Genomic DNA, 12,958 nt, shown 5'->3' with positions numbered 1-12,958 from the left:
TAACAGATATGACAAAAAAAGTCACTTCACTTTTTTCTGAGGACCGACCTATTATTTTCATGGAAGATTTCATTGATTTCTTAGTACTGGGATTTTCGGATAATAGATTAGAGATATACAACCCTCAATTTTTTAATAGAGAATATTTGGGATTTTTTGACTCCCGCAGCTTTTGTGAAATCCGGAAGGAAAAACAAACGTTAGTTCTGATTTTTGAACATTATACGATTAATATTTTATATAAAGATAATTGTTTAAAAATAGAACAAAAAATAGGAAGAACATCTATACCACAAAATGTCATTTTAAAAAATAATGAAGCAAACTCTGGGAAAAAGATAAGGAAGCAGATATACATTTCAGAGACTACATATATGAGAGTCTATTATGGAAATTCATTTGACATTTATGTGAAGAAGGAAGGAGGAGAGGAGAAAGCGTTTACAGGAAATCACACGAATTGGGTAACAGATGCCTGTATTGTAGGAGATAGTTTATTTACATCGGGCTATGATGGATATATCAGAAAGTGGAATCTAAAATCAGGTATTTATTCAGGTGCCTATCCAGTAAAAAAAGGATGGATATTGTCAATTGCCTATATAAAAAACAATTTCTATATTGGAACAGAGTATGGTGAGCTATACTCTGTTCCCTATAATGATATTAAAGACATTGGAATAAACGGCGGGGCAATATGGAATCTTTATGTACACCAGGGTATGTTGTATTCTGTATCAGAAAATGGTGAGGTTGTGGGATACAATATGTCCGAAAGCGTATCAAATTACCTGAAATGCTCAGTGGGTTGGCTTAATGCAATTGCAGCCGTTTCCCAGGATAATTTAATTGCAGTTACCAGCAGAGGCGAAATTATTAAAATAGATAATAATTTATTAAATATAAAACTACTGGAACGAGTAAAACTATGGTTCAATAATTTATGCATTATAAATGTAACCGTATATGCTGTGTCGGCAGAAGGTATATTTTTATTATATGATCTGAATACAAGAAAAATAGAAACATTTAAGATCAGCTGCAATCAGTTAATTGATATTTGTTCTTTGGAATTACAGCAAAAAATAGCCATTCTCAGTGTCGAAGGAGAACTTATAATCTGGGATCGCCAGAAGAACCTGATCGAGAAGATTATAAAATGCGACGGTTATCATTTTACCTCCATGGCTTATAATTGTTCAAAGGAATATATCTATATTTCCACATTTGAAGGTACTATCCTGATAGTGAATATTAAAAAGGATTATAAAATTTGTTATAGGAAAATAACAGAGGGCCGTATTTGGAAAGTATCTTATTGTTCGGATAATAGCAGGCTGGCCTACATATCTACCAGTATGAAGATTGGAATATGTGACGAGTTAATCAAGAATAGCGTTTCTTCCATATCTGTTAATGATTTAGTAACTACCTGCCTTTTGACCAATGATTTTTTATTTACTGGAAATGAAAAGGGAGAGATGAAACGATATCCAGTAGTTATTGAAGAAGAACGTAATATGCTGACACTAATAAGTGAGCCAGAGAGTATAATGAAAAATGAATTTTTTGAGAAAAATGTTATTCTATTTATAGATGACAGTAAAGAATGTACCCAATATTATATTGAAAGAGACAGTATGCTATTGGAACGATACAATCTACCATATATTAGAATTGATCTTTCTAATAATGATGGAATGAGAAAAGAAGTAGTTAAAAGAACGGGGTGGAACAGGTTTCCGCAGATTCTATTTTGGGGAGATTTTATCGCTTCCGGAAGTGTACTGCCGGAGATGTTAGATTCGGGTACCTTAGATAACATTATAGAAGAAAAACTACAAGTTAAGGGAGGCAAAATGAGATGAAAGAAAAGTTTGGTCAGAAAATAGCTGTTTTAGGTGTTTTGTTAGCATTACAGATAATCGCAGGCAGGTTTTTAACTATTTCAACGTTATATATGAAGATTGGATTCGGATTTGTTCCTCTTGCGTTAACCGCAATCTTGTATGGTCCTTTCTATGCGTCAGTTAATGCAGCTTTAGGGGATATTATAATAGCCATGCTTAATCCGTTTGGATATTTTCCGGGATTTACAATATCTGCATTGCTAAAAGGAGCTTTATATGGTTTGTTTTTGTATCAAAAACCCAAAAAGACCTGGCGTGTGTTGGGGGTAGTAGCGTTCGCTAATATTGCTGTCAGTATATTTTTAAATTCATTTTGGTTATATATGTTAACGGGACAAGGATACCTTGCTGTACTTCCAACCAGGGTATTCCAAAATGTAGTTATGATACCAATAGAAGTTATTGTAATTAGATTGGTTGTTTATCCTATTGCAGAGTTAAGACAAAAGGCTGTAGTCAATCAATTAGAAGATTAAGTGGATCAGCTGCATTCTCTTCCAGCCATCCGGTGATAACAATGAAATGGCAGAATACATAGGGAATGATGAAGCACATTCCTGTCCATATATGTATCTGTGGAATCCTCTTGACGTAGGTTCTTTGGGAGCATATACCTCTATGGCTCTGGTAGAAGGAAAAATCACAGGAAAAGCCGGCGACAAGTTTAAGGCGGGAAGGACATGGTGACATTGGGGGGAATGTTGCCATGTTTTATTATATTCATATAAACAAAGCTATGCTGACATGTCTTTGCCGGATTTAGAAAACTAACCTGTGCAAGAGGTTAATTTCCCATTCTTATGTTATAATGGGATAGGGGTGAGCATATGAAAATAGATCGTTTAATCGGTATTATTACAATTCTTTTGCAGAAGGAGAAAACAACAATATCCCAGTTGGCGGAGCGGTTTGAAGTTTCAAGCAGGACGATCCAGCGTGATATTGATCATATATGCAAAGCTGGAATCCCGATTGTGTCCATGCAGGGATATGGAGGGGGGCTTTCCATTGCTGAAGGGTATAAAATCAATCAGACAATACTGACACAAGAAGAACTGAGTGCAATTTTTATGGGACTTAAGAGCGCAGACAGCGTTTCAAAATATACTTATACTCAAAGTCTTATGGAGAAATTCGCTTATAAAAAGCGTGCTGTCCTTTCTGGCCATAATAGAATTATTATTGATTTAGCCTCATTTTATCAAGTGAGCCTGACTGAAAAAATAGAGTTGATAAAACAGGCTATTAATAATCAGGAACTAATTAAATTCCAATATTATTCTGAAAAAGGAGAAAGCGAACGTACGATAGAACCTTATTTCATCATATTTAGATGGTCTGCATGGTATGTTTATGGGTACTGTCTAACGAAAGAGGATTACAGGCTCTTTAAATTGAACCGTTTAAGCAAATTACAAAATCTTAAAACAAGTTATGAAGAACGAGTTATTTCAGAGAAAGAACTTGATTTTGATCATTATATTTGGAGCGATGATATAAAACTGACAGCCCTTTTTGATATAAGTGTAAAATATAGATTAATTGATGAATATGGTCCGGAATGTATAACATTTGATAATCAATCCGGCAAATTAATATTTGAAAACAATTTTACAAATCGTAATTACTTACTACAATGGATACTAAGTTATGGTGATGCCGTAAAGGTCATAGAACCTCTCGATTTAATGGATGAAATTTGCCTGAATGCAAAAAATATATTAAATCAATATAAGTAATACGACATACAGTTGTCTTATTCTATTTGTTACTCTATACACAGATCAAATAAAAGGGAGGAATTAAGTATGAAAAAGGAAATTTCTATTTTTGAAAGGCCGGAAAGCCTTAACGGGTATGATACAAAGCAATACCTGGAAGCCTGCGGCAATTTGTCCTGGTTTGATTTAGTGACAGCCATGCCGTCACTGGTGTTCGTCGTTACAGGTTGGAAATCCAACGGTAAAGAAAACGCCTGTCTGCATTCCTGGTCATCCTTTGCGGGCAGCGGGGCTGATAACTTCATCTGTATCATGGGAAAAGTGGATAAAGGCGGGCATATGTATCAATCATTAAAAGAGACGCAGGTTTGCGTGTTGAATTTTCCTTCAAAAGATATTTATGACCGCTGTATTAAAACAATTGGTAATAATGAGTTTGAAACAGATGAAATCACCGCATCTGGTTTAACGGCAGAGAAAGCCTCAAAGGTTAATGCGCCTCGAATCAAAGAGTGCTTTTTAAATATGGAATGTGAGTTTCTATGGGAACATGAGCTTTTTGAGGGAAGCAAAGAAGTGGTGGTTGGATTGAAAGCCGTCAACATTTGTATGGATCGCGAACGCTACGACCAAAGTGCGTTTGGAAGATACGGAAAAAACGGATATTTATATCAAATTGACCAGCCGACCAATCCTGAAACAGGAGAAATTGCGCCAATAAATTACGGAACAGTGGAACCGGGCGCTCACCTTGAGTGGATCACGAAATAAACATAAACCTGGGGTGATTTCTTGACATTAAATATTCTCGTTTCTAATTAGAATCGTTATATAGTAAACGACACTAACTCCATCAAAAACACAACCCCGCAAGCCGTCAGGGAAACAAAGATTAACGACTTTCCCCTATAAGCCATCACCACCGCCACCGCCAATGCCGCCGCCGCAGACCAGATACTCCTGGTAGCTGACAAAATTGCCGGAAACGTCATCACGGACAAGGTTACATAAGGAACGTAGAAGAGAAATGACCGTACCCATGTATTTTTTATTTCCCGCCGGATCAGAGTCAGAGGAAGTACGCGGATGGCGTAAGTCACAATTGCCATTACCAAAATGTATACATAGATACGGTCATTCATAACAATCCTCCTCGTTGGTTGGAAATGGAAATAAAAATGCAGCTGCACCTGCAATCACAACTGTCAAAAAAATAAGCCTCATACCAGAAGAAATCATACGCAGCCATGGTAGCCAGGAAAACAGGAAACTAAGAATCATGGAAGCAGCTACCACCCACGCCAAAGTCCGGTTATCCCTTGCCGGCGGTACAATAATTGCCACAAACATGCCGTATAACCCCACGCTTAATGCACTAATAATCCGGTCTGGAAGCAGGCTTCCTGACACTGCACCGAAAGCAGTCCCAAACGTCCAGCCAGGTACGGCTGCAGACAGGAGTCCATAACAGTACAGTGGATCTATTTTTCCGAATTTGCACACTGAAACACCAAAAACTTCATCTGTTACGCCGTATCCAATAAGAAGACGATGGATAAAAGGAGTATCTTCTTTCAATTTCTGGGACAGGGAACAGGACATTAAGCTATACCTTAAATTGATCACAAACTGGGCAAGTGCCAGTTCTCCAAGGGATGCCCCTGCTTTAATAATCCCAAGTCCGGCAAACTGTCCTGCTGAGGTTAAGTTGGTAAGTGACATCACGATGGCCTGCCATGGTGTAAGCCCTGTGTTAGCTGCCATGATGCCAAAGGTAAAGGATACTGCAAAATACCCAAGCCCAATTGGAATCCCGTCCTTTATTCCGGTAGTATATTGTAAGCTGCGCTGATTCATAAAAATCCTCCGTAAAATGGCCAGTAGCCTTTTGGTAAACTAAGAAAAATATACCACGGTTCTTTACATCAGTAAAACAAATGTTTATAATGGAAACATTAGGAAAACTGATGGATAAGGGGGCAGATGAATGAACCGGTACCGGGCAGTGGTTAAAATTGCGGAATGCGGGGGATTTACGAAAGCGGCAAGGGAGCTGGGTTATACACAGTCTGCTGTCAGCCAGATGGTTCAGTCTCTGGAAGAGGAACTTGATACAGTCCTTTTTGTACGGTCAAAAAAAGGAGTAACACTGACTCCGGACGGTGCAGAACTTATGCCTTACATAAAAAATATCTGCCATGCATACAGGGAATTGATGGAAAAACGAAGTGAGATAGAAGGAATTCAGAATGTATCCATCCGTATTGGAACATTTGCCAGTGTATCCTGTCACTGGCTTCCGGGACTGATGAAAGGATTCAAAGAACAATATCCCTCTGTCAGCTTTCAGCTTTATCAGGGAGACTACACGGCAATCGAGGAGCTGGTGAAGGAAGGAAGCGTGGACTTTGGTTTCATTAATCCCCAGGCAGTAACCGATCAGGAACTGAAAACCATTCCCTTAAAAAAAGATCCCATGCTTGCAGTTCTTCCCATCAACCATCCCCTGGCAGCGAAAGATAATATTCCAATAGAGGAATTGGCGCAGGAGCCATTTATATTGCTGGAAGAGGGAAGTATGAATGAGCCTATGGAATATTTCCAGCAGCATGGAATCAAGCCAAACATTCAATATATTGTTCATGATGATTATACAATTATGGCGATGATTGAAAAAGGACTGGGTGTGGGGATTCTTTCCGACTTAATTTTAAACAGGGTGGATTACAAAAATGCTATAAGAAATATGGAACCGCCGCTTAGCAGAACCATTGGAGTTGTATTTAAGGATCAGAGGATTTTACCTGCTGCAAGCAGGCATTTTCTGGACTATTTGACAGATGCATACAAAGAATTGGAATGAGTATGGAAAATACCTTTTTCCGATTCTGGGAATCTGGTAAAATAATTACCATGTATTACCACTGGAAAAATGGAAGTGAGAGTGCTATCATATTCTTGTAACACAAATGTAATAAAATTGTAACAAACCCAAAAGGAGGAAATAACATTGAAGAAACTAAAGGCAATTGGATTGATTACGTTAACCTTAACAAGCATGCTTCCATTAACAGCAAATGCAGCGGTGAATAACTCATACAAACAGTGCTATGGCGGAAGAAACGTGACTGCAATTTATGGCTCCTGCAATGCCAGTGATTTAAAGGCGAAGCTTCAGCAGCTTGGGATCAACTCAAACAATTTTGACTGGTCAAGTTTAATCAACGGCAATGGTAATAATAATGCTAATTGCAACAATGGTAACGGAAGCAATACCAATAATGGAAATACAAACAATGGTAATACCAACAACGGCAATACCAATAACGGTAATACCAACAACGGTAATACCAACAACGGTAATACCAATAATGGTAACACAAACAATGGCAATACCAACAACGGTTCCACATCCAACAAGACCTACACTCAGCAGGTTGTTGATCTGGTAAATGCAGAAAGAGCAAAAGCTGGACTTGCTCCTCTTACCATCGATGCTAACGTAGAAAAAGCAGCTAATGTAAGAGCCAATGAAATTCAGACCTCTTTTGATCATGTACGTCCTAACGGCGGCTCCTTCTCCACTGCATTAAAAGAGCAGAGCGTTAACTTCCAGGGCGCAGGCGAGAACATTGCCTGGGGACAGAAAACACCAGAAGAAGTTATGAATGCCTGGATGAACAGTGCCGGACACCGCGCTAACATCTTAAATAAGAACTTTACACATATCGGTGTTGGTAATTTACAAAACAGTGCAGGTACACAGTACTGGGTACAGTTGTTTACATACTAATAAAATAAGTCCTCACCGGACTCCATACATCAGGCTCCCCTCCAGACGTTGTGTTTGGCGGGGAGTTTTTGCTGATAAGCGATCATAGACGAAAAACTTATTCAACCATTCCATCCCGGACAGTGATTATCCGGCTGCTGCTTTTGGCTGCCTCTGCTGAATGCGTAACCATGATGATCGTTTGTTTACTTTCCTCATTGATCTGGTGCAGCAGGTGCATAATTTCCGCTCCGGTTTTACTGTCCAGATTTCCAGTGGGCTCGTCTGCAAAAAGAATTTCAGGGCTTCCAATCAAGGCACGGGCAATTGCCACACGCTGTTGCTGTCCGCCTGACAATTCACGGGGAGTATGCTTTTGCCTGTCAGATAACCCTGTCAATTCCAGAATGTAGCTTAATTTCTTTTTATAGTCCTTCCATTTCCTGCCATCTAAAAGCAAAGGAAGCATGATGTTTTCTTCCACATTCAGGTTAGGGATTAAATTATAAAACTGAAATACAAATCCTATTTTCTGACGGCGTAACCGGCTCATTTGTTCATCTTTCAGATGGGAGATATCGGTACCGTTAAGACGTATGGTGCCGCTGGTGGGAGAGTCAAGGCCGCCAAGTATATAAAGGAGCGTACTTTTCCCGGAACCGGAAGGTCCCATAATGGATACAAATTCTCCCTGCATTACTTCCAAAGACACATCTTTTAATACATTGGTTATGGTTTCGCCAAGCCGAAAATCTTTTACAATATGTCTGCCCTCAACAGCTATGGTACTGGTTAATGGTTTCATTTTCAGAACCTCCATTTTATGACTTTAAAATTTGATCTCTTCTATTATTTTCATCTGCCGGCTTTTAATAATCGGAATGACAGAACCAGACAGGGTGATTAATATCCCACTTGCCCCTGCCATTAAAAATGTTCTGGCACTAAGTGCTGGTTCCATAGTGATTTTTGGACCAGCCACTATAAAAATTGTTCTTATTTCCATATAGGAAACAAATATGGAAATTGCTGCTCCCAACATGCCGCAGGAAAAACTTTCAATTACCGTCATTCTCCTGTTTTGCCGGATGCTTAGACCGATTGAATGATACATGGCGATGGTACGGCGTTTCTGCATATAGTTAATGAGCAGATTATTAATAACACCAATTGCAGCCAGTAATAAAATAAAGTAAGTCAGGCTGTGCATGGGTTTTAAAAAGGCCCCTACTGTAGAATGGGCGTCTTCATTAAATTCTTTCACTGTCCGGCTCCAGTTTTGTGTATTGCCAAACAGATCACGGATTTGAATCATGACCCCATCAGGATCAGTGGCAGTATAAGCTAAAAAGCCATAGTTTTTCATGCCAAAATCAATGGCTGCATAAGAACATGGAATCACGGCTTCCACATCAGTTGCCCTGGATTTAAAACTGCCGGTTATAACATAAGAGGCAGCAGCGCTTCCATTGGATAGTGTGAGAGTATCTCCCACAGTAAGTCCTGTCCGCTTCAGACAACTCTCGCTTAATAGGATGGATCGATTGGCGGCAAATGCAGAAACAGCCTGCTCCTCCATAAGGGGTTTTGTATAATGAAGTGCCAGCATGGAATTATACCATTCCAGGTTGTCTGTCGCCTCAAGACGTGAAAATAGAACGCCGTTTCCATGTAATTCATTCTTGTACACAAAGAGTGGGAGCACCTTATGAACCCCATCTATATTTTTTACCTGATCTACAAACTCAGGGGTCATTTGCCCGTCTGCAAAGCCTTGCAATTCTGCGCCTTTAAATACATCACTGATATAGGTATTTACGAAATCTCCCACAACACTGATTGCGATCACTGCGGAAATACTGATAAAAAGCAGTGTAATGTTCTGTGTGATGTTTTTGTTGTCCCGCATGTTTCTGGCAGCCAGCCTGCCTATATTATGAGAAAGCAGGCCGTAAACCCATTCAAGCCCTATGGAAACCAGATTTGTCAAAAGGGGAATGATTAAAATGGTTGCTGCAATCAGCCCTGATAAGGAAAACCCGCCAGCCAGATTCAACATGTTTTCAGGAACAAGCTTTGGAACAAATATTGATATTAGAAACAGAATACTTCCTGATCCAATGATTAAGTGCCGGGGAGGGGAGGGCTCTTCAACAGTACCAAGAACAACCTCCTTAATGGGAAGGCGGCTTGCCCGGCAAACCGGAATCCATGCGCTAAGGAGAGAAATGGCAAAAGCTGTAGTGAAAGAGGCTATGATACTGAACGGTGTTATAACAACGGGGATTTCAATTCCCTGTGGCAGAGACTTTCCCATACCGTGCAAAATCAGTTTCAGCACAGCCATTCCGACTGGAATGCCAAATAGTCCGCCTATACTGCCATATAACAGGCTTTCCAAAAGAAGAATACGGGTAACCGCTTTTTGAGTTGCACCTATGCTTCGAAACGTTCCGATCACAGGCAGCCGGTCCAGTGTAATTACCTTGTAGCTGCTGTAAATGATAAAAACACTGATTGTGAGGGAAAAAAAGCTAATCAGAAAAAATGGCATGGACTTTTGCCTTGCATCGGCTTTTATTTGTGTTTCGTTTATAATCTCAGAGACCTGAAATCTGCCGTCAGGCAGCACGGACTCCAGCCCGTTTATCAGATCTGCTGTAGAAACACCTTTTGCAGGTTTTATTAAAATCTCGTTGTATCCATCTGTTCTATTAAAAAGCCCGGATAACGTAGAAAGCGGTAAAAGTGCGGTTGCCCCCCTTGTTTTTCTCAGAAAAACAGTATCATAAGCAGCAATTTCAGCTACCTCAAAACAAACTGGATTTCCTCCGATTTGCAGGGTGATCTTATCGCCCTTTTTAATGCCGTACTTTAAAGTAAACCGGTCAGGAAGAATAATTTTTCTGCCGGAGAAGTCTTTGAGTTCTCTGCCATCCAGGAGACGAGGCTTATTGATCTCATCAAGCTGTGACAGATCTGCTGCAATTAAGTCCACTGTTTCATAATAGCCATTTTCGTGATAGAAACAGCTTTCTTTCAGCATACCGACTTTGGCACTGATCAGGGGTAAGACGGGTATATCCTCAATTTTTAAGGAATCTGATTCCCCTGGAGCATGAATAGAAACTGTTGCACTTCCTGACATACCACGTGCCATCTTCTCCTGTGCGCTTTCATAGGAAGAAGCAAGAGAAAAAGACACAAACAGCAATGTGGAAGAAATAAGGATTGACAGAAGCATAACTGCAGTTCTTGCTTTGTGCTCTTTCCCATTGATTAAAATGTATTTTATAATAATTCTCAACTAAACACCTGCTTTCTGATTAAATGGCATAAAAATAGGCTGACAGCTATCATAATGAAATGATAGACTATCAACCTTAATCTGCGTTTCAGGCAACCTTAATTAACCTTAACCAATGGGAAACTGTATATGAAAGGATGTTCCAATTAAAGGCGTGCTGGACACGGTAATGATTCCTCCGTGAAGTTCTGTAATGCTTTTTGCAATGGCAAGCCCCAGGCCCATTCCACCAGACTTAGGCTCGGTATTCGTTCCCCGATAGTAGCGCTGAAAGATGGAATGGGTTTCCTCTTCTGACATTCCCATTCCATTATCAGATACGTTGATCAAAAGCATGGTATCAGAAACGGATATCTGCAGAGTAACCGCGGTATTTTCATCTCCATGGACAAAACTATTGAGAATGATATTCTGAAATACTCTTGTTAAGAGTACGGGATCGAAAGTGAATAAAAATGTTTCCACGGAAGATTCAAAGCCTATGGTACGTTGTTCATATTCTGGATTATTTAAGAGTTCAATCACCAGCTCTTTCAGGAAGCGTATGAAATTCTGTTCCTGCAGATTCAGAGGAATCATACCATTATCCAGCTGATAGGTTAATTTCAGATCATGAATCAGCGATTCCATAAATGAGACATTTTTTAAGATGACCTGTGAGTACTGCTTGCGTTGTTCCTCTGTTTTAATACCGTCTTCCTGTAATAGTTCAGCGTATCCTTTTATAGGGGATAAAGGTGTTTTTAAATCATGGGTAATATTGGCAATCCATTCTTTCCGCATTGTTTCCGTCTGTTCCCGCAGTCTGTCGCTTTCTTTAATTTCTGAATCCAGAGTGTTCAGACTAAGGTAGAGATCCTTATAAGCACCATTAACATGAACTGGAAGATAGTTGCGGGATGAAATTTCTCTGATGGAGATTGTTAAGCGGTTCATGATGTGTGTTGTCCAGAATCCATAAATCAAACCGGAAATTAAAATAACAGAAAACAGCATTCCCAGGATAAAGAATACAATTGTTTTTCCGTCTGTAAACCGGTCTCCATTGAGATACATGGTTATTTTGGAAATTGTCATTGGAAAATATAGTATATAGGCATAGTCATTCCCATTGTCAGTAACTGTCCCCACAAAAGCGGTTGTTTTGCTGCCATTTAATGTTCCTGTCTGGTAAAGCTTAAAAAGTTCAGGAGCAGAGTAACTGGGATGAGCCTGGTCCGGCTTTTGACAGCTGAACTGTTCATTGCCAGAATGATCGATAATCTGAAGTCCGATCTCATTTTCCTGAAGCAGTTCCAGTCCCTCAGGCAGGATTTGTGGGTTTCCATCTGTCAAAACAATGTATTCCTTGAAATTCTCCGTTATTGTTTTGGGCCAGTCGCTTCTTGTGTTTATGCCGGCAGGTGTTTTAACCGTAATTAATAAGTAAAAGAGGGATGCAGCTGTGATAACTGTTCCAAGCAGCGATAGAAAGAAAATCAGATAAATATGAAAAATGGTACAGTATCCGGATTTTTTCATTTATTCAGTCCTCTTCTTTAATTTGTATCCCAGGCCTTTTACAGTAATCAGCTGCTGTGGATTTGAAGGAGTGTCTTCAATTTTTTCGCGGATATGGCGGATATGAACCATAATGGTATTATCACAAATGCTGCTGTATTCGCCCCAGACTTTTTCATACAGGCGCTCTTTGCTGATGATTTTATCCGTGTTTTCCATCAGATAAGACAGTAGCAGAAATTCACGTCCTGTCAGATAGATTTCCTGCCCTGACTTATAGACACGGCAGCTTTCTTTATTCAGAGTAAGAGCCCCGGCATTTAAAATTTCCCTGTCCCCCAGGCAGGGTGAGGCCTGATACTGCTGACGGCGAAGCTGGGCTTTGATGCGGAAAACCAATTCTCTTGGACTGAATGGCTTTGTAATATAATCATCACCTCCGCAGGAAAGCCCCAGAATCTTATCAATATCATCATTCTTAGAAGAAAGAAACAGGATGGAGCAGTAGGAGAATTCCCGGATTTTTTTGCATACCTCCAGGCCGTCAAGATCCGGGAGCATCACATCCAGCACAACAACGTCAGGCTGGAACTCCCGGCAGATGCGTAATGCCTCAAGCCCGGAATACGCCCGCTTGATGTCACGAAACCCATCCTGCTGCAACACTTCCTGTATCAGATCAACAATATCCCTTTCATCATCAACCAATAATAATTTGCTGTTTATTTCCATAATATCCCCCGCATTT

The 12,958-nt window shown here is 39.9% G+C and carries 13 protein-coding genes; 7 read left to right on the top strand and 6 right to left on the bottom strand.

All coding sequences use genetic code 11. From position 1 onward, the window contains the following. Window positions 1-8: 8 nt before the first annotated feature. The 5 genes from BXY41_RS19585 to BXY41_RS19565 all read left to right on the top strand — a co-directional run bounded on the left by BXY41_RS19585 (window position 9) and on the right by BXY41_RS19565 (window position 4,402). Entirely contained in the window at window positions 9-1,868 is a 1,860-nt protein-coding gene (locus tag BXY41_RS19585) for a glutaredoxin domain-containing protein (protein ID WP_104438569.1), read from the top strand. Next, on the top strand, window positions 1,865-2,386 hold the full coding sequence (locus BXY41_RS19580) for a folate family ECF transporter S component (RefSeq protein WP_104438568.1): 522 nt from the start codon (window positions 1,865-1,867) through the stop codon (window positions 2,384-2,386). The genes BXY41_RS19585 and BXY41_RS19580 overlap by 4 nt, the downstream gene beginning before the upstream one ends. A gap of 46 nt (window positions 2,387-2,432) precedes the next feature. Next, window positions 2,433-2,597: a hypothetical protein gene (locus BXY41_RS19575; protein ID WP_341457866.1), complete on the top strand. Its 165-nt coding sequence runs from the start codon at window positions 2,433-2,435 to the stop codon at window positions 2,595-2,597. A gap of 140 nt (window positions 2,598-2,737) precedes the next feature. Next, a complete protein-coding gene (locus tag BXY41_RS19570; protein WP_104438567.1) occupies window positions 2,738-3,649 on the top strand; it encodes a helix-turn-helix transcriptional regulator in 912 nt (303 codons plus the stop codon). Between the two features lie 69 nt (window positions 3,650-3,718). Further along, entirely contained in the window at window positions 3,719-4,402 is a 684-nt protein-coding gene (locus tag BXY41_RS19565; protein ID WP_104438566.1) for a flavin reductase family protein, read from the top strand. A 56-nt stretch (window positions 4,403-4,458) separates the two neighbouring features. Here the strand turns inward: BXY41_RS19565 and BXY41_RS19560 are convergent, their stop codons facing one another. Both BXY41_RS19560 and BXY41_RS19555 read right to left on the bottom strand, forming a co-directional pair. Further along, entirely contained in the window at window positions 4,459-4,773 is a 315-nt protein-coding gene (locus BXY41_RS19560; RefSeq protein ID WP_104438565.1) for an AzlD domain-containing protein, read from the bottom strand. Then, window positions 4,766-5,488, bottom strand: a complete 723-nt coding sequence (locus tag BXY41_RS19555) for an AzlC family ABC transporter permease (protein ID WP_104438564.1) — start codon at window positions 5,486-5,488, stop codon at window positions 4,766-4,768. Before BXY41_RS19555 ends, BXY41_RS19560 begins: the two co-directional genes overlap by 8 nt. Window positions 5,489-5,618: 130 nt before the next feature. On the opposite strand from BXY41_RS19555, the gene BXY41_RS19550 reads away from it, so the two are divergent. Both BXY41_RS19550 and BXY41_RS19545 read left to right on the top strand, forming a co-directional pair. Then, window positions 5,619-6,494, top strand: a complete 876-nt coding sequence (locus tag BXY41_RS19550; protein ID WP_104438563.1) for a LysR family transcriptional regulator — start codon at window positions 5,619-5,621, stop codon at window positions 6,492-6,494. 147 nt (window positions 6,495-6,641) lie between these two features. Next, the gene (locus BXY41_RS19545) at window positions 6,642-7,424 is read left to right on the top strand and encodes a CAP domain-containing protein (RefSeq protein ID WP_242980251.1); all 783 of its coding nucleotides are present in this window, start codon (window positions 6,642-6,644) and stop codon (window positions 7,422-7,424) included. 97 nt (window positions 7,425-7,521) lie between these two features. On the opposite strand, the gene BXY41_RS19540 is transcribed toward BXY41_RS19545, so the two are convergent. The 4 genes from BXY41_RS19540 to BXY41_RS19525 all read right to left on the bottom strand — a co-directional run bounded on the left by BXY41_RS19540 (window position 7,522) and on the right by BXY41_RS19525 (window position 12,942). Next, a complete protein-coding gene (locus tag BXY41_RS19540) occupies window positions 7,522-8,208 on the bottom strand; it encodes an ABC transporter ATP-binding protein (protein ID WP_104438562.1) in 687 nt (228 codons plus the stop codon). A gap of 24 nt (window positions 8,209-8,232) precedes the next feature. Beyond that, window positions 8,233-10,710 carry an ABC transporter permease gene (locus BXY41_RS19535; protein WP_185140379.1) on the bottom strand — a complete coding sequence of 826 codons (2,478 nt, stop codon included), beginning with the start codon at window positions 10,708-10,710 and terminating at the stop codon, window positions 8,233-8,235. A 108-nt stretch (window positions 10,711-10,818) separates the two neighbouring features. Beyond that, the gene (locus tag BXY41_RS19530; protein WP_104438561.1) at window positions 10,819-12,231 is read right to left on the bottom strand and encodes a sensor histidine kinase; all 1,413 of its coding nucleotides are present in this window, start codon (window positions 12,229-12,231) and stop codon (window positions 10,819-10,821) included. Then, a complete protein-coding gene (locus BXY41_RS19525) occupies window positions 12,232-12,942 on the bottom strand; it encodes a response regulator transcription factor (protein ID WP_104438560.1) in 711 nt (236 codons plus the stop codon). Window positions 12,943-12,958 lie beyond the last annotated feature (16 nt).

Source organism: Lacrimispora xylanisolvens, assembly GCF_002934545.1.
Taxonomy (GTDB): domain Bacteria; phylum Bacillota; class Clostridia; order Lachnospirales; family Lachnospiraceae; genus Lacrimispora; species Lacrimispora xylanisolvens.
Note: the sequence above shows the minus strand (reverse complement) of the source record. Positions and strands in the feature narration are given on the sequence as shown.

Bases quoted from the DNA above. Each gene is read 5' to 3' on its own strand.
- BXY41_RS19525 (WP_104438560.1), bottom strand. From the start codon at position 12,942: ATGGAAATAAACAGCAAATTATTATTGGTTGATGATGAAAGGGATATT.
- BXY41_RS19575 (WP_341457866.1), top strand. From the start codon at position 2,433: ATGGCAGAATACATAGGGAATGATGAAGCACATTCCTGTCCATATATG.
- BXY41_RS19580 (WP_104438568.1), top strand. From the start codon at position 1,865: ATGAAAGAAAAGTTTGGTCAGAAAATAGCTGTTTTAGGTGTTTTGTTA.
- BXY41_RS19555 (WP_104438564.1), bottom strand. From the start codon at position 5,488: ATGAATCAGCGCAGCTTACAATATACTACCGGAATAAAGGACGGGATT.
- BXY41_RS19550 (WP_104438563.1), top strand. From the start codon at position 5,619: ATGAACCGGTACCGGGCAGTGGTTAAAATTGCGGAATGCGGGGGATTT.
- BXY41_RS19560 (WP_104438565.1), bottom strand. From the start codon at position 4,773: ATGAATGACCGTATCTATGTATACATTTTGGTAATGGCAATTGTGACT.
- BXY41_RS19565 (WP_104438566.1), top strand. From the start codon at position 3,719: ATGAAAAAGGAAATTTCTATTTTTGAAAGGCCGGAAAGCCTTAACGGG.
- BXY41_RS19585 (WP_104438569.1), top strand. From the start codon at position 9: ATGACAAAAAAAGTCACTTCACTTTTTTCTGAGGACCGACCTATTATT.
- BXY41_RS19530 (WP_104438561.1), bottom strand. From the start codon at position 12,231: ATGAAAAAATCCGGATACTGTACCATTTTTCATATTTATCTGATTTTC.
- BXY41_RS19540 (WP_104438562.1), bottom strand. From the start codon at position 8,208: ATGAAACCATTAACCAGTACCATAGCTGTTGAGGGCAGACATATTGTA.
- BXY41_RS19570 (WP_104438567.1), top strand. From the start codon at position 2,738: ATGAAAATAGATCGTTTAATCGGTATTATTACAATTCTTTTGCAGAAG.